General features: G+C 65.3%; 18 protein-coding genes. 9 read left to right on the forward strand and 9 right to left on the reverse strand.

The window, feature by feature from the left end; translation table 11 throughout:
* The 4 genes from GEU01_RS27745 to GEU01_RS26750 all read right to left on the reverse strand — a co-directional run.
* A partial coding sequence (locus GEU01_RS27745; RefSeq protein ID WP_456303512.1) for an SEL1-like repeat protein occupies positions 1–1,009 on the reverse strand: 1,009 nt, incomplete at its 3' end.
* A 16-nt stretch (positions 1,010–1,025) separates the two neighbouring features.
* Positions 1,026–2,471, reverse strand: a complete 1,446-nt coding sequence (locus GEU01_RS08070) for an HlyD family type I secretion periplasmic adaptor subunit (RefSeq protein WP_019085663.1) — start codon at positions 2,469–2,471, stop codon at positions 1,026–1,028.
* On the reverse strand, positions 2,468–4,720 hold the full coding sequence (locus GEU01_RS08075; RefSeq protein WP_042710814.1) for a peptidase domain-containing ABC transporter: 2,253 nt from the start codon (positions 4,718–4,720) through the stop codon (positions 2,468–2,470). Before GEU01_RS08075 ends, GEU01_RS08070 begins: the two co-directional genes overlap by 4 nt.
* A gap of 98 nt (positions 4,721–4,818) precedes the next feature.
* Complete coding sequence (locus tag GEU01_RS26750; RefSeq protein ID WP_010508249.1) at positions 4,819–4,968, reverse strand: hypothetical protein; 150 nt, start codon at positions 4,966–4,968, stop codon at positions 4,819–4,821.
* Between the two features lie 49 nt (positions 4,969–5,017).
* On the opposite strand from GEU01_RS26750, the gene GEU01_RS26755 reads away from it, so the two are divergent.
* The 7 genes from GEU01_RS26755 to ybaK all read left to right on the forward strand — a co-directional run bounded on the left by GEU01_RS26755 (position 5,018) and on the right by ybaK (position 12,959).
* Positions 5,018–5,269 carry a hypothetical protein gene (locus GEU01_RS26755; protein WP_232272454.1) on the forward strand — a complete coding sequence of 84 codons (252 nt, stop codon included), beginning with the start codon at positions 5,018–5,020 and terminating at the stop codon, positions 5,267–5,269.
* Positions 5,270–5,367: 98 nt separating this feature from the next.
* Positions 5,368–8,877, forward strand: a complete 3,510-nt coding sequence (gene metH / locus GEU01_RS08085; protein WP_019085666.1) for a methionine synthase — start codon at positions 5,368–5,370, stop codon at positions 8,875–8,877.
* 67 nt (positions 8,878–8,944) lie between these two features.
* A complete protein-coding gene (locus GEU01_RS08090) occupies positions 8,945–9,358 on the forward strand; it encodes a phosphoribosyl-ATP pyrophosphatase (protein WP_019085667.1) in 414 nt (137 codons plus the stop codon).
* A 180-nt stretch (positions 9,359–9,538) separates the two neighbouring features.
* The gene (locus tag GEU01_RS08095; protein WP_019085668.1) at positions 9,539–10,063 is read left to right on the forward strand and encodes a CvpA family protein; all 525 of its coding nucleotides are present in this window, start codon (positions 9,539–9,541) and stop codon (positions 10,061–10,063) included.
* Between the two features lie 51 nt (positions 10,064–10,114).
* Complete coding sequence (gene purF / locus GEU01_RS08100; RefSeq protein WP_019085669.1) at positions 10,115–11,629, forward strand: amidophosphoribosyltransferase; 1,515 nt, start codon at positions 10,115–10,117, stop codon at positions 11,627–11,629.
* The gene (locus GEU01_RS08105) at positions 11,626–12,369 is read left to right on the forward strand and encodes an SDR family NAD(P)-dependent oxidoreductase (protein WP_019085670.1); all 744 of its coding nucleotides are present in this window, start codon (positions 11,626–11,628) and stop codon (positions 12,367–12,369) included. The genes purF and GEU01_RS08105 overlap by 4 nt, the downstream gene beginning before the upstream one ends.
* Positions 12,370–12,485: 116 nt before the next feature.
* Complete coding sequence (gene ybaK / locus GEU01_RS08110; RefSeq protein WP_019085671.1) at positions 12,486–12,959, forward strand: Cys-tRNA(Pro) deacylase; 474 nt, start codon at positions 12,486–12,488, stop codon at positions 12,957–12,959.
* Between the two features lie 108 nt (positions 12,960–13,067).
* Here ybaK and GEU01_RS08115 read toward each other — a convergent pair whose 3' ends face one another.
* The 4 genes from GEU01_RS08115 to xseA form a co-directional block, all read right to left on the reverse strand.
* Positions 13,068–13,787, reverse strand: a complete 720-nt coding sequence (locus GEU01_RS08115) for an OmpH family outer membrane protein (protein ID WP_010508240.1) — start codon at positions 13,785–13,787, stop codon at positions 13,068–13,070.
* Positions 13,788–13,915: 128 nt separating this feature from the next.
* Positions 13,916–14,323: a hypothetical protein gene (locus GEU01_RS08120; protein WP_019085672.1), complete on the reverse strand. Its 408-nt coding sequence runs from the start codon at positions 14,321–14,323 to the stop codon at positions 13,916–13,918.
* 160 nt (positions 14,324–14,483) lie between these two features.
* Positions 14,484–14,837, reverse strand: coding sequence for a BA14K family protein (locus GEU01_RS08125; RefSeq protein ID WP_019085673.1), 354 nt, complete (start codon positions 14,835–14,837; stop codon positions 14,484–14,486).
* Between the two features lie 47 nt (positions 14,838–14,884).
* Positions 14,885–16,345, reverse strand: coding sequence for an exodeoxyribonuclease VII large subunit (gene xseA, locus GEU01_RS08130; RefSeq protein ID WP_019085674.1), 1,461 nt, complete (start codon positions 16,343–16,345; stop codon positions 14,885–14,887).
* 66 nt (positions 16,346–16,411) lie between these two features.
* Here xseA and purD point away from each other — a divergent pair, with 66 nt between their 5' ends.
* Both purD and GEU01_RS08140 read left to right on the forward strand, forming a co-directional pair.
* Positions 16,412–17,692, forward strand: a complete 1,281-nt coding sequence (purD, locus tag GEU01_RS08135; protein WP_010508234.1) for a phosphoribosylamine--glycine ligase — start codon at positions 16,412–16,414, stop codon at positions 17,690–17,692.
* A 117-nt stretch (positions 17,693–17,809) separates the two neighbouring features.
* Entirely contained in the window at positions 17,810–19,204 is a 1,395-nt protein-coding gene (locus GEU01_RS08140; RefSeq protein WP_019085675.1) for an MFS transporter, read from the forward strand.
* Positions 19,205–19,307: 103 nt separating this feature from the next.
* Here GEU01_RS08140 and GEU01_RS25670 read toward each other — a convergent pair.
* On the reverse strand, positions 19,308–19,669 hold a 362-nt coding region (locus GEU01_RS25670; protein ID WP_019085676.1), incomplete at its 5' end, for a transposase.

Here is a 19,669-nt window from a genome sequence, read left to right on the forward strand (position 1 = left end):
GCCCATGCATGTACAGCAGCGCCAGCATGCGGCACGCCACCGCATGATCCTGCGCCGCCGCGCGGCGGTACCAGATCATCGCTTCATGGTCGCCGGGAAGGGCGGCTTCCCCATGCACATGCAGGTCCCCCAGCAGGGCCGCCGCCTCCCGATCACCGGCAAGGGCGGCACGGCGTAGCCATGTCTCCGCCGTCATGGCGTTGCGTGGCCTGCCGTCCCCATCCTTCAGCAGCAGCGCACCATAACGAGCCTGTGCCGGGCGCACGCCCTGCACGGCGGCGCGGGCATACCACTGTTCGGCCTGCGCCATATCCAGCGGCAGGCCCCAGCCCCGGTCATGCAGCAGGCCCAGCATGTACTGCGCGGTTGGCAACCCGCTTTCCGCCGCGCGGATCAGGGCCGCCACGGCATCGGGATCGCTGCCCGGCATCTGGCCTGATGCCGCAAAATGGGTGACTGCCAGCCCAAGGTCTCCCTGCGGGCAACCGGCCTGTGCCGCACGTTCGCACCACATCCGCGCGGCCTGCGGGTCGCGTACAGATTGCGGGCCGGTCGCCAGCAGGTACCCGTACAGGGCCTGCGCATCAGACAGCCCCCCTTCCGCGGCCTGCCGTGCCCAGCCGGTTGCGGCTGCCGGGTCGGGCCATTGGTCGATGCCCTCCGGCCATGCCACGGGCAGCAGGCCATCGGCCCCCCTGTGATCCCCGCCTCGCCCTGGTGGATCGACCAGCAGCATCAGGGCAAGGGAAAAGCAGGCCTCGACATGCCCGGCGCGCGCGGCCACGTGCATCCAGCGCACGCCCTCGATCGGACTGCGCGGAACGCCATTGCCATCAAGGTAGGCACGCGCCACCTGATATTGCGCCGCCACCATGCCGCCGCGCGCAAGGCGTCCCAGCAGGGCGAATCCCTGCGCCGAACGGCCTTCATGTTCCAGAAGGCGGCACGCATGGCGAAAACGGGCCGCAGGCGTGATCCCGCCCAGCAGGCCGGACAGGAACTTGCGCACCAACGCCGTCCCCCGATCAGGGTTCGCGCATGCCGTCGGTCACGGCAGGCAGCAGGCGGTTGAGCAGGTACTGCATGATGGTGCGTCGCCCGACATGGATATCCGCCTCGACCGGCATGCCCGGCTGGGGACGGAAGAAGGGCGGCACGCCATGCAGCGTGTATCGGTCGATCGACAGGCGCACACGATAATAGGCGCTCATCGTATCGCCCGTATCCCCTCCCTGTTCGGCGCTGGCGCCGGGCCGTGCGCCGGAGGATGTAAAGGAATCGGGGCTTATGACACGCACCGTCGCTTCCCCCCCGCCATACTGGGTATAGGGGAAAGCCGCGAATTTCAGCAGCGCCGGATCCCCGGCCCGCACATAGCCCGCATCCACCCCGCGCAGCGTGGCCACCACATCCAGATGCCCCCCCGTCGGCACCAGCGTCAGGAGCGGGGTCGCGGCCTGAATGACCGACCCCGCCGACAGATGCGCGATACTCAGCACCACCGCGTCACGGTCGGCCCGCATGACAATCAGGTCATGATGCAGCACCGCCTTGCTGTAGCTGCCATCGGCATCCGCCAGACGGTGCTGCGCAAGCGCAAGGTCCTGGTACACCGTGGCGTGCCAGTTGCTGGCGTAACCATCGCGCTGGGCCTTCATCGCCTCCAGCCGGGCGCGGGTGCTGTCGGCGGAATGGCGCGCCGACACCTGCGAGCGCGTGACCTCCATAAGCGTATCCTGCGCCGCCAGCGTGGACAGCCTGCTGCCCACCTGTTCATGCTGCAGGCGCACGCGCATGTCCTGCACATCACGCGCGACACGGGCGCGGGCGGCATACATCGCCGCGCTGGCCTCATATCCCTGCAGTTCACTTTCCAGCCCGGCGACCTGCCGGTCATAATTGGACATCTGGGCGGTGTATTCCGCCTGACGGCGCAGATAGGCGGCAGCTTCCTGCACGGATGCCGGATCGTTCATGTCCGCCGTATAGGGGTGGCCCTCGGCTTCGGCCGTGCGGCGGGCGACTTCCGCCCGGTAGGCCGCGACCTGGCGGCGCATGTTGGTGACATCCGCATCCGTCACCGTGGGGTCCAGCCGGGCCAGTACCTGCCCCTTGTGCACGGTATCGCCCTCATGTACCTCCACCGTGCGGATGATGGAGGTTTCCAGCGGCTGCAGCACCATCGTGTTGTCAAACGGCGTCAGGCGGCCATTCACGCTGACCACGCGGTCCAGCGGGAAGAACGTCATGGCCGCCAGCCCCGCCCCGGCCAGTGCCGCGACCAGCCAGATGACATAGCGCGCCGCATCGGATGGCGGCAGGTCAATCAGCGCGGCGGAAGGGGAATAGAACGCCAGCAGCGCGGGGGGCAGGTCGGTGGGCACATCCGCCGCGGGTGGCGGCAGGACCGACAGCATGCCGGATTCCTCCACCGCCTCGGGCGTGGGGGGCACAAGGTCATGGCCGCTCATGCCGCGTCACCGTGCATATGGGAGACGGCAGGCGGCCCCTCCCCATTACCGCAGTCATCGGGATGGTTCTGCTGCATCCACAACGTACGGTAGATGGTGCAGCGCGACAGCAGTTCGTCATGCGTGCCGATATCGACCACCTGCCCATGGTCCATGACGCAGATCTGGTGGCATGCCACCAGCGAGGCCAGGCGGTGCGAGACGATCACCATCGTGCGTCCGCGCGCAAGATGGCGCAGGTTGGCGTTGACGACCGCCTCGCTTTCCGGGTCGAGGGCGGAGGTCGCTTCATCAAGGATCATGAGCCTGGGGTCGGAAATCACGGCGCGCGCGATGGCGAGGCGCTGGCGCTGGCCACCGGATATGTTGGTGGACCCTTCCTCGATCCACGTATCGAAGCCTGCCGGCATGCGTTCGATGAATTCTTCCGCCCCCGCAAGGCGGGCGGCGCGCACCACGTCTTCCAGCGTCAGGCCAGGGCGGCCTGCGATGATGTTGTCGCGGATGGTGCCGCGAAACAGGAAATTGTCCTGCAGCACCACCCCGCAGGACCGCCGCAGGTAGGTCAGGTTGATTTCACGCAGGTCGATGCCATCCAGCCGCAGGTGTCCGGTATAGCTGCGGCTGACACCCTGCAGCAGGCGCGTGATGGTGGACTTGCCCGACCCGCTGCGCCCGACCAGCCCCAGCATGGTGCCCGCGGGCACGCTGAACGTGACATCCGACAGCGCGGGCGTGGACGCGCCGGGATAGGTGAAGCATACATCCGAAAACGCCAGCGCGCCATGGATGGGCGGGCGCAGGCCGGTGGTCAGCGCCCGGGTTTCCGTCGGGCGGTTGAGGACGGACCCCGCTTCCGCCAGCGCGCTGCGCACTTCGTTCAGGTCGTCAATCAGCCGCGCCATGCCCACCAGCGGGGCCGCGACCCGGCCGCCCAGCATGGTGAACGCCATCAGCGCCCCGGCCTCCATCCCCGATGTGGTGGAGGTAATGGCCAGATACGCCCCGATCAGGATGATGCCGCGATTGATGAACAGGTCCAGCGGCATGACCGCCGTCGCGACACAGTTGCCCATGCGCCCCGCGTCAAGGGATGCGGTCACCACATTGGCGGTCTTTTCATCCCAGACTTCGCGCCGCACGGGCTCCAGGGCCATTGTCTTGATGGTGCGGATGCCGGCAACCGTTTCATACAGCGCACCGCTGCGCTCCATCTCGGCACGGACCTGCCGCCCCATGAGGCGCCCCACGGCTGGCATGGCCAGCAGGATGACCACCCCGATCAGCGCGGCGGCAACCACCGTCAGGCAGGCCAGCGTGGTGCTGAGCCAGAACAGGAAGGGCATGACGACCAGCAGGGTGAACAGGTCCAGGAACGTGCCCAGCAGCCGCCCGGTCATGAACTGCCGCACCTTGTAGATCGCGCTGACGCGGCCGATCACGTTGCCCGCCTGCTCGCGTTCGAAGAATTCCAGCGGCAGGGCCAGCAGGCGGTCGAACACCGCCAGCGATATGCGCGTATCCAGCCGCGTGGTCAGCACCAGCGTGATCTCGCGCCGGGCATAGGTCAGCAGGATTTCATAAAAAGACATCACCCCCACCAGCCCGGTCAGGGAAACCAGCGTGGACATGGAATGGAAGTTCACCACCCGGTCAATGACCTGCATGACGATCAGCGGCGGAAAGATCGCCAGCACGCTTATGACCATGGAGGCGATGACCACGTCACGCAGCAGCCGGCGTTCCCCCAGCACCATGCGCCGCAGCCATGCGAAATTGACCGCGTCTTCCCTGCGTGCGCCGTCCTGCCCGCCGCGGACCAGCAGCACGTCGCCACTCCACACCCCTTCCAGCCGCAATGCGTCCACCGCCACGGGGGACGTGTCGGGACCGGCGAAGGGATCGGCCAGCCAGACGACGCCACGGGCCGCGTCCGCGCCGACCATCAGGCCCGCCGACCCGTCCATGAACATGAGGACAACCGGCGGCACGTCACGCAGGCGCACGATTTCACGCCATTGCAGGTGCATGCCCTGCGCGCTGCCACCGTTTTCCTCCACCCACCGCGCAAGGGCGGGAATGGTGGGCACGGTCTGCCCGGCCTCGCCGGCGAAATCACGCACGTCAAGGTCAATGCCATGGAAACGGGCCGCACGCAGCACCGCCTGCAGGCGGATCAGTTCCGGCGCGTGGCGGGTATCCGCCTGCCCGCGTCCGTCCGGGTCCGCTGATTGGTCTGTATGGCCCACGGCACCCCTTTTGCTTTGCACGCTCTGTCCATTCACGCGGTCCAGACTAGGGGCAGAAAGCAAAGGGTTCCTTAACGGGACCGTTTTTGCCGTGGAAGCTACCGCACGGCAAAGCGCGCGCTGACCAGAACGTCGCCTGACAGCGCAGCCCGCCAGGCGGCCGCCTGCCCACCGGGCGGCAGCACGGCCACGCGGTCGAACCATTTCAGGTCGCCCGTGGCGCGCCTGCGGAAAACATCGCCCAGCACCGNCCGCCAGTCCCCCGCCGCGCCCCGTGCAGCACGCGCACCCCGTCGCGTGCATGAACGGCGACGCGGCGGGCCGGTCCACCGTGACGACCCCGGCCCACGATGCCGCCTGTGCCGGGGCATTCCCCGCGCCCACCACCAGCAGGGTATCGGCGCGCGGATGGATGGCGGCGCGATCAGTCAGGAATTCCAGCGCAATACGCCCGTCACGGGTCATGACATTCTCCATTCATCCATATGGGCGCGTGCCTTCCCCATTTGGGCAATGACGCTGGACACCAGCCGAAAGTTAAGGGAATAAAGGGCACCGGACATAACTTTATGCAAGACAGCTACCGGATACCTGGCGGCGGAACGCCAGTCCGCGCCGTGTCCCCTTCATGAGACATCAGGATAACAATGACCACTCGTCCCCATCTTCTCGATGCCCTTCGCGATCAGGTCCTGCTGTGTGACGGCGGCATGGGTTCGCGCGTACAGCTTCTGGACCTTGAGGTCGAGCGTGATTACTGGGGTCAGGAAAACTGCACCGAAATCCTGAACCTGTCCCGTCCCGAACTGGTGCGCGAAATCCACCGCGGGTATTTCGAGGCCGGGGCCGACATGGTGGAAACCAACAGCTTTGGCGGCTCGCCCATAACGCTGGCCGAATTCGGGCTGGCGGACCGCGCGCGGGAAATCAACCGCACGGCGGGCCATCTGGCGCGCGAAGCCGCCGAGACCTTTGCCGATGGCCGCCACCGCTACGTGGTCGGCTCCATCGGGCCGGGGACCAAGCTGCCTTCGCTGGGCAATATCGATTACGACACGCTGGAAGCGGGCCTGACCGAACAGTGCCGTGGCCTGATCGAAGGCGGGGTTGACTGCTTCCTGATCGAGACGTGCCAGGACACGCTGCAGATCAAGGCCGCCGTCAACGGCGCCAAGATCGCGCGCGCCGAGATGGGCGTGGACACCCCGATTTTCGTGCAGGTCACGGTGGAAACCACCGGCACGCTGCTGGTCGGCCCCGACATTGCCGCCGCCGCCACCGTCATCAACGCGCTGGACGTGCCGCTGATGGGCCTGAACTGCGCCACCGGCCCGCAGGAAATGGCCGAGCATGTGCGCTGGCTGTCCGAAAACTGGCCCGGCCTGATTTCGGTCCAGCCCAATGCGGGCCTGCCCGAACTGGTCAATGGCACCACGCATTATCCGCTGACGCCCGCCGAAATGGCAAGCTGGGTCGAACGTTTCATTACCGAGGACGGGCTGAACCTGATCGGCGGGTGCTGCGGCACCTCCACGCCGCATACGCAGGCGCTGGACCAGATGCTGCGTAAGCGCGCCGAGGGCACGGGCCGCATCCGCCCCGCCCCCGTGCCGCGCAGGCCGGTATGGATCCCGTCGGTCGCCAGCCTGTATTCGCAGGTGCCGCTGCGGCAGGAAAACAGCTATTTCTCGATCGGTGAGCGCTGCAACGCCAACGGGTCGAAAAAATGGCGGCAGTTGCAGGAAGCCGGCGACTGGGATGGCTGCGTGGCCCTTGGCCGCGAACAGGTGGCCGAGGGATCGAACGCGCTCGATATCTGCACCGCCTTTGTCGGCCGTGATGAAATGCGCGAAATGAACGCGGTCGTCACCCGCTTCACGTCCTCGGTCAACGCGCCGCTGGTCATTGATTCCACCGAAACCCCGGTCATCGAGGCCGCCCTGAAACTGCATGGCGGCAAACCGATCATCAACTCCATCAACTTCGAGGATGGGGAGGCGATCGCCAACGAACGCATGCTGCTGGCGCGCAAGTTCGGTGCCTCCGTCATTGCGCTGACCATTGATGAAGTGGGCATGGCCAAGACGGCGGAAGACAAGCTGCGCATCGCGACAAGGCTGGTCGAATTCGCGTGTGAAAAGCATGGCCTGCCGCAGTCCGACCTGATGATCGACCCGCTGACATTCACCATCGGCACCGGCACGGAGGATGACCGCAAGCTGGGCGAATGGACGCTGGAGGGCATCCGCCTGATCCGCCAGCGCTTCCCCGATATCCAGATCGTGCTGGGGCTGTCCAACATCTCGTTTGGCCTGAACCCGGCAGCGCGCGCGGTGCTGAACTCGGTCTTCCTTGACCATGCGGTACGCGCGGGCATGACGGCGGCGATCGTGCATGTGTCCAAGACCCGCCCGCTGCACCTGATCCCCGCCGATGAGGTCAAGGTGGCCGAGGACCTGATCTTCGACCGTCGCGCCGAAGGCTACGACCCGCTGCAGCGCATCCTTGAAATCTTTGCCGACCGCAAGGCCGCCGACGCGGTGAAGAAAGCCCGGGCCGAAACCGCCCCCGAACGCCTGAAGGACCGGATTGTCGATGGCGACCGCAAGGGGCTGGAAGACGATCTGGCCGAAGCCATGCGCGACATGGCCCCGCTGGACATCATCAACACCGTGCTGCTCGATGGCATGAAGGTGGTGGGCGAACTGTTTGGCGCGGGCAAGATGCAGCTGCCCTTCGTGCTGCAGTCCGCCGAGACGATGAAGGCCGCCGTGGCATGGCTCGAACCCCACATGGAACGCACCGAAGGGCAGGCCCGTGGCACCATGGTGCTGGCCACCGTGAAGGGCGACGTGCATGACATCGGCAAGAATCTGGTCGACATCATCCTGACCAATAATGGCTATCAGGTCATCAACCTCGGCATCAAGGTGCCGGTGGCCGACATGATCGCGGCCGCGCGCGAACACAGGGCGGACGCCATCGGCATGTCCGGCCTGCTGGTCAAGTCCACCGTCATCATGCGCGAAAACCTTGAGGAAATGCAGCGTCAGGGCCTTGATGTGCCCGTCATGCTGGGCGGTGCCGCGCTGACGCGCAATTACGTGGAAGAGGACTGCACCGCGGCCTATGGCGAAGCGGGCCGGGTTGCTTACGCCCGTGACGCATTCGATGGCCTGTCGCTTATGGACAAGGTGGTGCAGGGTGAATTCGACACCTACCTTGCCGCCATCCAGTCGCGCCGCGCGGGCAAGGCCAGCCGCAGCAATCGCACGCAGGATATCGAGGATGCAGCCACCCGTGGCTTCGGCCCCGTGGACAAGGTTGCGGCCCGGGCGCGGCGTGAAAAACTGACGGCGGATGAACCCGTGCTGACGCCGCCCTTCTGGGGACCACGCGTGCTGGAGGCGACGCCGGAGGCGGTGCTGCCGTTCCTCAATGAACGTTCGCTGTACCAGTTCCAGTGGGGTTTCCGTAAACAGGGCCGCTCGCTGGACGACTTCATGGTCTGGGCGCGCAAGGAACTGCGTCCCGTGCTGCGCCACATGCTGGCGCTGTGCGCGGAGCAGGACATCCTGCACCCCAAGGCAAGCTACGGCTACTGGAAGGCGGCGGGCGAAGGCAATGACCTGGTGCTGTTTGGCGAGGATGGCGCGACCGAGGTCGCCCGCTTCACCCTGCCCCGACAGCCGCGTGCGGACGGGGCCTGCATTGCCGACTTCGTGCGCGATATCGATGATGCACGGCGCGACGTGATCGGCCTGCAGGTCGTGACCGTGGGGCAGGATGCATCCGACCGCGCGCGTGAATGGTTCGAGGCGGACCGGTACAAGGATTACCTCTACCTGCATGGCCTGTCGGTGGAGATGGCGGAAGCCATGGCGGAATACACCCACAAGCGCATGCGCGCCGAAATGGGCTTCGCCGCCGAGGATGACCGCGACATGGCGAAACTGCTGCAGCAGGGCTATCGCGGGTCACGCTATTCCTTCGGCTATCCCGCCTGCCCCCGGCTGGAGGAGCAGGAGCCGATCCTGAAACTGCTGGATGCGCAGAAAATCGGGGTATCCCTGACCGATGGCTTCCAGCTGCACCCCGAACAGTCCACTTCGGCGCTGGTGATTTTCAACCCGCACGCGAAGTATTTCTCGATCTGAAAAACGCATCGGGGCCATACGGCGGGATTTGTTGACCGGTGGGCGAAATAATGTCCATCATCACCCCATGTCCCGTTCCCGCCCCACGCCTTCCCCACCACCAGACCGGCCCGGCGCCGACCATGCGCTTGGCCGGCTGCAGGCGCGTCTGGACGCGGCCCGTTCCCCTGATGACAGGCCGCGCAACACCCGTGTCACGCGCGTGGCCGGGCGGGCCTTCACCTGTGCCGCCGAACAGTGCGTGATGGACCTCATGACCCATGACCGCGCGGGCCTGATCGAACACAGCGCCGATGTGCTGACCCACCTGCTGGGAATCTGGGCCGCCGATGGCATCGACCCCGAGGACGTGTGGATCGAACTTGACCGCCGCACCCGCATGGGCAACCTGCTGCTGGCGCTGAACATGGCCGAACGTACATCCGTCTCCACCGCCGCGCGCAGGCGGCCATGGAAAATCCGCACCACCAAGCTGCCCTGACAGGCCGCCCTGCCCCCATGCATGATGGGTACGAAATCGAAACGGACCATTTTTGGCCTATGCGTTGCCGCACGCCGGTGGCATAAGCTGGCCGCAGGCGGAACAGCAGGAAATGTCGCGATAGATGGACCAGGTCCATGCCTGTTACCTGCCGGCGGGCACTCCCCCGGTCCGGCACGCATGAACTGGATTGACGCAACAGGCATCGCCATTGTCGCCCTGTCGGCTGTGGTTGGTGCGGTCCGCGGCTTTTCACGCGAAGTACTGGGCCTTGCCGCCTGGGTCATGGCCATCATCATGGCCGTGGCGTGGTATGGCGCCCTCATGCCCTATGCCACGCAATGGATCAGCAACCACACGCTGGCGTCCCTTGCATCCTTTGCCGTGCTGTTCCTTGTGCTCCTTGTCATTTTCACCACGACTGCCCATCTGTCAGGTCAGGCGGTACAGGGGTCCATCCTGGCCGGGATCGACCGTATGCTGGGCCTGATCTTCGGGCTGGCGCGCGGGTATGTCTGCCTTGTACTGCTGTACACGGGCATCACCGCCCTCATTCCCGCAGCCGAATGGCCCGATGTCATGCGATCGAGCCGTATCGTCCCCCTTGTTGGCGACAGTGTGACGTATCTGAACGCCTATACGCCCGATAACTTTCACGCGCACCTTGCGCAACCCGCCGGGACGCGGCATGACGCGCCCATCTGAACCTTCTGTCGGTACCCCCCGCACCCGTCCGTCAAGGAAAGATTGCTGACCATGTCCCGCACCACCTTCCATGCTGTTTCCGGCAATCCGACAACACAGCATGAACGCGATGATCTCGCCGCCCAGTGGCGGCATGATGATGACAAGCCGCATGAGGAATGCGGGGTTTTTGGCGTATGGAACACCAAGGATGCCGCCGCCCTGACGGCGCTTGGCCTGCACGCGCTGCAGCATCGCGGGCAGGAAGCCAGCGGCATCGTATCCTTTGACGGCGAACGCTTCCACACCCACAAGGGGCTTGGTCTGGTGGGCGAGGTATTTGGCGACGCCCGCGTCATGGCCACCCTGCCGGGCACCTGCGCGGTGGGTCACAACCGTTACGCCACCACGGGGGCGACGCTGATCCGCAACGTGCAGCCGCTGTTTGCCGATTTTGAATTCGGTGGCCTGGCGGTGGCCCATAACGGCAACCTGACCAATGCCGAAACCCTGCGCAAGGCGCTGGTGCGGCGGGGCTGCATATTCCAGTCCACGACCGATAGCGAGGTGTTCATCCACCTGATCGCCATATCACTGTATTCCAATGTGGTGGACCGGCTGATCGATGCGCTCAAGCAGGTGCTGGGGGCGTATTCCCTGATCGTACTGTCACGCAATGAACTGATCGGCGTGCGCGACCCGCTGGGCGTGCGTCCGCTGATCCTGGGTCGCCTGCGGGAAGAAGACGGTTCGGAAGGAAAATGGGTCCTGGCCAGCGAGACCTGTGCGCTGGACATTGTCGGTGCGGAATTCGTGCGCGACGTGGAACCGGGCGAGATCGTGATCATCAACGATGATGGCATCCGTTCCCTCAAGCCGTTCGACAGCAAGCAGTCGCGCTTCTGCGTGTTTGAATACATCTATTTCGCCCGGCCCGATTCCGTCATGGACGGCAAGGCCGTGTATGACACCCGCAAGCAGATCGGCGTGGAACTGGCGCGTGAAAGCGCGGTCGAGGCCGACGTGATCGTGCCGGTGCCCGATTCCGGCTTGCCCTCGGCCATGGGATTCGCCGCCGAAAGCGGCATTCCGTTCGAACTGGGCATCATCCGCAACCATTACGTGGGCCGCACCTTCATCGAACCGACCGACCAGATCCGAAATCTGGGCGTGAAGATGAAGCATTCCACCAACCGTCCCGTGCTGGATGGCAAGCGCGTGGTGCTGGTGGATGATTCCATCGTGCGTGGCACCACATCGCGCAAGATCGTGGACATGGTGCGGGCAGCGGGCGCCAAGGAGGTGCACATGCGCATCTCCTCCCCGCCGACCACGCATTCATGCTTCTACGGCATCGACACGCCCGAACGCAGCCAGCTTCTTGCCGCACAGCATGATGTCGCGGAAATGGCCAGGCTGATCGGCGTGGACAGCCTTGCCTTCATCTCGTTCGACGGGCTGTACCGCGCGCTGGGCTACAAGGACCGCAAGAGTGCCGCCAACCGCTACTGCGATGCCTGCTTTACCGGCGACTATCCGATCGAACTGGTGGATTACGAGGCCGAACATCACCCCGAACCCGCATGACGGGTTCTCTTGCCGACCTGACCGGGCGGGTCGCGCTGGTCACCGGCGCCAGCCGGGGCATCGGGCGCGCGGCTGCCGTAGCACTGGCACAGGCTGGCGCGCACTGCATCCTGACCGCGCGCGCGCAGGGTGGGCTTGAGCAGACGGATGACCTGATCCGTCAGCATACGGGGCACAACGCCACCCTGCTGCCGCTGAACCTGCTGGATGGTGAAAAGCTCGATACGCTCGGGCCTTCCATCGCAACCCGGTTCGGCAGGCTGGACTGCGTGGTGCATTGCGCGGGGGAACTGGGTATCCTGTCCCCGCTGTCCCACATGCAGCCCAAGGAGTGGGAACGGGGCATGCAGGCCGGTCCCCTGACTACATGGCGGCTGATCCGCACGCTGGCCCCCCTGCTGGAACGCAGCCCGGCCGGGCGCGCCGTCTTCCTGACCGACCAGCATGGCCAGACGCCCGCGCCCTTCTGGGGACTGGTGGCCGCCACCCGCGCCGCCCAGGACGCCATCGTCAGGACATGGATCAGTGAACTGCCACAGGGCAGCCCGCTGCGCATCAACCTGTTTGAACCCGGCATGGTCGCGACCCGGCTGCGCCGGCTGGCCATGCCCGCACTGGACATGGATAGCCTGACCCCGCCCGAGGCGGTAGCACCCCGGATCGTCAGCCTGTGCCTGCCCGGTCCCCAGCCACAGGGGATTTATGTGCGGTTCGGAATGGAACCTGTTGATAAAAAATAAAAGTTTTTTGGGCGCCGCCTTTTTTCAAAAGGGCGGCGTTTCCTGAAGCTTTTTGCAAAGGGCTTCACCAAAAACCTTTATGATTTTCAGAATATCTTCAGGGCGAAGGAAACCATATGAGCAGGGCGACACCCGCCACGGCGGCGCTGGAAAAGGCAGGCGTTCCATTCAGCGTCATTGAATATGACTATGACCCCAATGCCGGACAGACGGGCAACCACGCCGCCGCATCCATCGGGGAAGATCCCGCGCGGGTATTCAAGACCCTGATGGTGATGGTGGACGGACGCCCCGCCTGTGTCGTGGTGCCCGTGGCGGCAACACTGGGCATGAAGAAGGTCGCGGCAGCCTTCGGCGGCAAATCAGCCGAAATGATGCCCCCTCCGGACGCCGAACGCAGCACGGGCTTCCGCGTGGGTGGGATCAGCCCGTTCGGGCAGCGCAAACGGGTACGGACCGCCCTGGCGCAGGAAGCACTGGCACAGCCCTATGTTGTCATCAACGGGGGGAAACGGGGCTATCTGGTCCGCCTGGCGGCCGCAGACGCCATATCGGCCACCGGGGCAGTCACAGCCGACCTGCTAGCCTGAAAATTATCAAGATATTTCCGGGGAAGCTGTTTTCATAAAGCTTCAAAAAAGAATGCCGCCTTTTTTAAAAAAGGCGGCACCCAGAAACTTTTATTTTTTATCTGGCGATCATTCGCCGCCGTTATCGGCGGGCTGGAACGGCATGACCGGGTATTTGCCGCTCTTGGCGATTTCTTCGGGATCTTCCGTAGCACTGGGCAGATATACCGACGGCAAAGCCTGGTTCAAGTAGGTCACGACCTGATCACTGATATCAAGGCTGTTGTCATGCAGGGCAGCGGTGCCGGCCTGCAGCACCATGGTCATGCCGCGCGCGCTGGCAATGGCGCTGACGATCTGCTGCATTTCACGCTGCACCTGGTTCAGGGCAACCTGCGCATCTTCTTCCAGTATCCGGTTCCGGTTGCCGAATTTGGTGCGGTCGGCGTTCACGCGCTTCTGCAGTTCCTGCTGCTGTTCCGGCGTGGGGGCCTTGCCGGCCTTGATGATGGACTGGCGCAGGGCCTGAAGCTGTCCATCCTCGGCCCGGACATCACGCACCAGCGCCTCGCGCCGGGTGCCCAGTTCGGTCTGCAGCTTCTGCACGGCGGTGGACTGCGCCATGATCTGCTGGGTATTGAAAATGCCAATGACAGGGGCCGCAGGCTTCGTGCCCGGGGGCAGCGGCTTGAATTCCGGCACGGGCGGCATGGGCAGAATGGGTGTCTGCTGCTGACCGCCACCGGCATCCTGCGCCATGGCAAGGACAGGGGTCAGGGCAAGCGCCGCCCCACAAAGCGCGCCACATAGCCGCGCGTATCCGGTCCGGGCCATAATGCTGCTGCGCATACCTGTCATTATCCGATCCATTATTGTTCCGCTATCGTGGTTTCTGCGTAGCGGATCGTATGTCGAATGAACATACCCGCACAGCCCAAAAAACGCATTTTCCCCGAAATGCGCCCCGCGTCATACCCTTACAGCCGCCAGATCAATGGGGTATGCGACAGGAAAATCAGGCACAGGCCGCCAAGGAACAGGACGCGGAACCCGCGATTGGCCCCTTTTTCCAGAAGTTCGTCACGGGTGAGTATCTGCATGAAGGGATCGGATATGCCGCCGCGCGCCTCTTCCGGCAGGGCCGCCAGCCTGCCGCGCCATTCGTTGCGGTGCCGCGCCTGCTCGGTATGGGAGATGTTGGCGCGGCGATAGAGGGTGTCCACGTATTCGTCCAGATCCTCGATCCGGAACATGACCCCGCTCTTGTTGCGCATGGCGGCGTGCGGCCCCGCATTCACCAGACGCAGGCTGCGCAGCCGCAGCAGCGTGATGCCCACATACTCCGCCGCCTCGCGCACCGACAGCATGCGCTTGAGGGGGAACATGTGCACTGTCGCCTGCGGATCGCCTACGCTATCGGATGATGGGGGGAGGCTCATGATACCCCAAAGGGTCAACCATCCATCCGGACCAAGTCAATCGGAATATGGCCCCTGCCTGCCCGCCCGCGACATATGACCCATGCAACGTGTTGCGAGCCGGGCGCTAGCGGCAGACCCGCCGGCTGCCATCGGCGGCGATATAGGTACCGGTCTGCGCATCGAAACACGCATTGGCGGCGCAACTGCTGATGGTGGGGGTAATGTCGGGGTGGACGGTGGCGCCGATGCTGTTCGCCTCCCGCGCGGCATGCCCACATAGCGGCGTGTCCGCAGGGGCTGAGGGATCATTGGTCAGGATGACGCCCTGTGGCGGCGCCCCTTCTTCTCCCGTCAGGCCAGGGGCGAAATCCTGTGGCGGGATGCGCCCCGGCGTTGCGGCCTGCCCCACGGCGGGACGGGGCGCTGGCTGGTGCGCCGCATGCCCCGCGCACCCCGCCAGCAGCAGGGCGGCGCCCATGGCGCGGAATCGTGTCGTTATCGTCATGTTTCGTGCCCGTATGTGCATTACAGATCCAGATGCCCCTGCTGCCTGTCCCCCGCCCCGACGGGACGGGCCGTAACCTGCCCATCGGCAAAGGTCAGGGTCACCTGTTTCGCCCGGCGCGCCTGCGCCGCGTGCGCCAGCGGTCTGCCCGCGCTGTCGGTCACCAGCACATAGCCACGTTCCAGTACGGCCTGCGGGGAAAGGGAAGCCAGCTGTCCCGCCGCCCCGGCAAGGCGGCTGGCGCTGGCGCGCAGTTGCGCCACCAGCATGGCGGGCGGCACGCGCAGCCCCCGCAATGTGGAAACGCGGCGGTGCAGGAAACCGGCCATCGCCTGCTGGCACGCGGCATCAACCCGCGCCAGATCGGCACGCCGCAGGGCAAGGACCATCTGCGGCGCGGGCAGCCGGTCGGATGCATTGCGCAGGCGGCTGCGCAGCTGTTCCATGCGTGTCGGCAACGCCAGGTCCAGCCGGTATGCCCGGTCATCCAGCCGCCGCCGGGCATTTTCCACCACGGCGGGCAGATCCGGCAGTCCCGCCGCCGCCCGGTCCAGGCGCGCGCGCGCCAGTTGCAGCGCGCGCCCAAGGCCACCACGCAGGCGCGCGTCACGCTGCGCAAGGTCCGCCTCCAGTTCGGCACGCACCGGCACCGCCATTTCGGCCGCCGCCGTGGGCGTGGGCGCGCGGCGGTCGGACACGAAATCAACCAGCGTCGTATCCGTTTCATGCCCCACGGCGGAAATGACCGGAATGCGGCACACCGCCACCGCGCGCAGCACCGCTTCGTCATTGAAGGCCATGAGGTCTTCCAGCGACCCGCCGCCGCGCGCGACGATCAGCACATCAGGGCGCGGCACCCTGCCGCCCGCCGCAATCGCGTCAAAACCCGTGATGGCATGGGCGATCTGTTCGGCCGCCCCGTCCCCCTGCACCGCCACCGGCCAGACCAGCACGGGGTGGGGAAAGCGGCGGGCAATCGTGGTGCGGATATCATGCAGCACCGCGCCCTGTGGCGATGTGACCACCCCGATCACGCGCGGCAGGAAGGGAAGTGGCTGCTTGCGCTCCGCATCGAACAGGCCTTCCGCCGCAAGGCGCAGGCGCAGGCGTTCGATCCGGGCCAGCAGCGCGCCCTCGCCCGCGTATTCCAGCCGGTCGATCACCATCTGGTAGGAAGACCGCTCGCCATAGGCGGAAATCCGGCCCGTGGCGATGACCTCCACCCCGTTTTCCGGCTTCAACCCCAGCCGGGGCACCGTCCCTCGCCAGACGACGGAGGAAAGCTTGCCCCCTTCATCCTTGAGCGCAAAATACAGGTGTCCGGACCGGGCACGCATGAATTCCGTGATTTCACCACGCACGCGAATGCGGCCGAACGTGCCTTCAAGCACCCGGCGGATGGCCCCTGAAATCTCGGCAACCGAAAATTCCGGGGTATTGCCGCCCATGGCGCGGCCGGAGTCGGGAAACTGTTCATCCATCCGCGCAAGGTATGATAGAGACGGCCACCCCGAAAGGGCAGAGATGAAAAACGGGAGAAACGAGTGATGCGGGTGCTGCTGGTTGGATCAGGCGGACGGGAACATGCCATGGCCGCTGCCATTGCGCGGTCGCCGTTGCTTGATGCCCTGTTCATTGCGCCGGGCAATCCCGGCACGGCAGCGCTGGGCACGAACTGCCCCGTCCGCGCCGACGACGTGCCTGGCCTGATCGCGCTGGCGCAGCGTGAGCGCATCGACCTGGTCGTGCCTGGCCCCGAAGCGCCGCTGGTGGCGGGCATTGCCGATGCCTGCGCCAAGGCGGGCATCGCCTGCGCCGGTCCCACGCAGGCTGCCGCCGCACTGGAAGGCAGCAAGACCTTCACCAAGGAAGTCTGTGACGCGGCGGGCATTCCCACCGCGCGGTGGGAACGCTTTGACGCGGCCGCCCCCGCGCTGGAGTACGTGCGCCGCCATGGCGCGCCGGTCGTGGTGAAGGCCGATGGGCTTGCCGCAGGCAAGGGCGTGGTCGTGGCGCAGGACGTGGCCGAAGCCGAGCAGGCGATTACCGACATGATGACCGACGGCACGCTGGGGCAGGCGGGCCACAGCGTGGTGATCGAGGACTGCCTGATGGGGGATGAGGTTTCCCTGTTCGCCTTCTGCGCCGGCGAGACCGCCGTGCTGATTGGCGCGGCACAGGACCACAAGCGCATTGGCGATGGGGATACCGGCCCCAATACCGGCGGCATGGGTGCGGTTTCGCCCCCCACCGGGTTTGGTCGCGCGCAGCAGGAAGCCGCCCTGGACCTGCTAGTGCGGCCCATGCTGCGTGAAATGGCGCGTCGTGGCACGCCGTTCACCGGCATCATTTTCGCGGGCCTCATGCTGACCCGGACCGGCCCGCAACTGATCGAATACAATGTCCGCCTTGGCGACCCGGAGGCGCAGGCCCTGCTGATCCGTCTGGAAAGCGACCTGCTGGCCGCCCTTGCCGCCGTGGCGCAGGGCAAGCTGGAACACACCGATATCCGCTTTTCCAGCCAGTCCTCGATAAGCGTGGTCATGGCCGCACGTGGCTATCCCGGCACGCCGGTGACCGGCGGCGTGATCCGCGATATCGCGGTGGCCGAGGCCATGCCGGACGTGCATGTATTCCAGGCAGGCACGAAACGGGATGCAGCGGGCGAACTGGTCGCGGCAGGTGGGCGCGTTCTGGCCGTCTGCGCCACGGGGGACACGCTGCAGCAGGCGCGGGACCGGGCGTATGAGGCGGTGAAGGTCATTGACTGGCCCGATGGCATTTACCGCCACGACATCGGCCTGCGCGCGCTCAACGCGCAGGGCTGAGCCGACACAGCCCTGCCGCAGGCTCCCCGGCATCCGGACGGATGGCGTGGCTGTTGCGGCAGACCTGCATTCCGTTGCAGTATTGCAACATACGTTTCCGCCTGAAAAGCCGCTGCCATGCCCCCCCGATCCACCCCTGTCCTGACTGAAGGCGAAGGCCTGCATGGCGCGGCCCGTGTCCGCGCGGTGACCGCCGTGGCGCTGTCGGTGCTGCTGGCGCTGCTGGACTACGCCATCGCCAACGTCGCACTCCCCACCATTGCGCAGGATATCCATGTCTCGCCCGCATCGGCGGTGTGGATCGTCAATGCCTACCAGTTGGCCAGCGTGGTCTCGCTCCTGCCCATGGCGGCACTGGGTTCGCGTATCGGCTTTGCGCGGCTGTGCCAGATCGGGCTGGCGCTGCTGACGGTAGCGTCACTGTTCTGCGCGCTGTCGCATTCGCTGCTCATGCTGTCACTGGCGCGCGCGGTGCAGGGCGTGGGTGGCGCCTGCATCATGAGTGTCAGCATCGCGCTGATCCGCTTCATCTATCCCCATGCCATCCTTGGTCGCGGCATTGCGCTGAATGGCGTGATGGTGGCGCTGGGCGTGGGGGGCGGGCCGACGGTGGCCTCCATCATCCTGACGGTCGCCACGTGGCCGTGGCTGTTCCTGATCAACATTCCGCTGGGGCTGACGGCCCTTGTGCTGGCGCTGGTTTCCCTGCCGCGCACGCCCATCAGCGCGGGTACGTTCGATGGGGTCAGCGCCATCCTGAACGTGCTGGCTTTTGGCGCGCTGATCATGGCGGGGGATTCGGTGGCGCACCATGCGGGCATGCCACAGGTCATCATGCTGCTGCTGACCGGGATTGTCGCGGGCTGGCTGCTGGTGCGCCGCCAGCGTGGACGCGCGCACCCCATGTTCCCGGTGGACATGCTGCGGATTCCGGCATTTCGCAGCGGGACGCTGATCGGGTTCGTCGCCTTTGTATCCTCGAACCTGTTCATGATCTCGTTTCCGTTCACGCTGCAGTCCATGTTTCATTACCCGCCATCCATCGTGGGGCTGCTCATGACGCCGTGGCCGGTCGGCATCATGGCCGTCGCCCCCGTCCTAAGCCGGCTGACGGACCTGGTTCCGGCCGCCATCCTGTCCTCGGTCGGGCTGTTCATGACCTCGATGGGGTTCCTGGCGCTCTATTTCCTGCCATCCCATCCGGCATGGTACGACATTGCATGGCGCATCACGATCGCGGGCATGGGGTTTGGTGTTTTCCAGCCCCCCAACAACCGCATCATGATGATTACCGCACCACCAGGCCGTTCGGGCAGCGCGTCGGGCATGGTGCAGATCGCGCGCCAGTGCGGGCAGGCCACGGGGGCCATGTGCGTGGCCATGGTCTTTGGCCTGATCGCGCATGATGCGGAACGCAGCTGTCTTGGTTTCGGGTCGGCTGTCGCCTTCATCGGCATGTTGTGCAGCGCCACCCGGCTGGTCAGCCGCCGTGCGGCAGAAAAAACTTCCTAACTAACTGTCTTAAAATAATAAATTTATAAAAAATAAAAGTTTTTGGATGCCGCCTTGTTTCAAAATGGCGGCGTTTTTGACGCTTTTTGGGGCCTGTTGGGAATTAACGCGAATTGATGATTGCGGCGGTGAGATAAATCATCGCTGCGAATGATCTGTCGGTCTTGTCGCTTCGCATGGCGATGCGCTTGAACAGGGCTCCATCGAAAGGTCGCCTGTCGAGGCGGTTCCGACGCTGGGGAATGACCACGCAGGCCCCTTGCGCGCGTATGGTGTCCACGATCCAGTGGACATCAAACGCCTTGTCGGCAAGAAGACCCTCGAAATCAGCCGGTTCAAGGAGAGGCGCCACCCCGACCGTGTCGTAATGCTGGCCGGGGATAAGCGTAAAGCGGACCAGATTGCCCAGGGCGTCAGTCATGGCGATGATCCTGGTGGACCATCCCGTCACACTGCGTCCTATCG

Source organism: Komagataeibacter europaeus LMG 18890, assembly GCF_000285295.1.
Lineage (GTDB): Bacteria > Pseudomonadota > Alphaproteobacteria > Acetobacterales > Acetobacteraceae > Komagataeibacter > Komagataeibacter europaeus.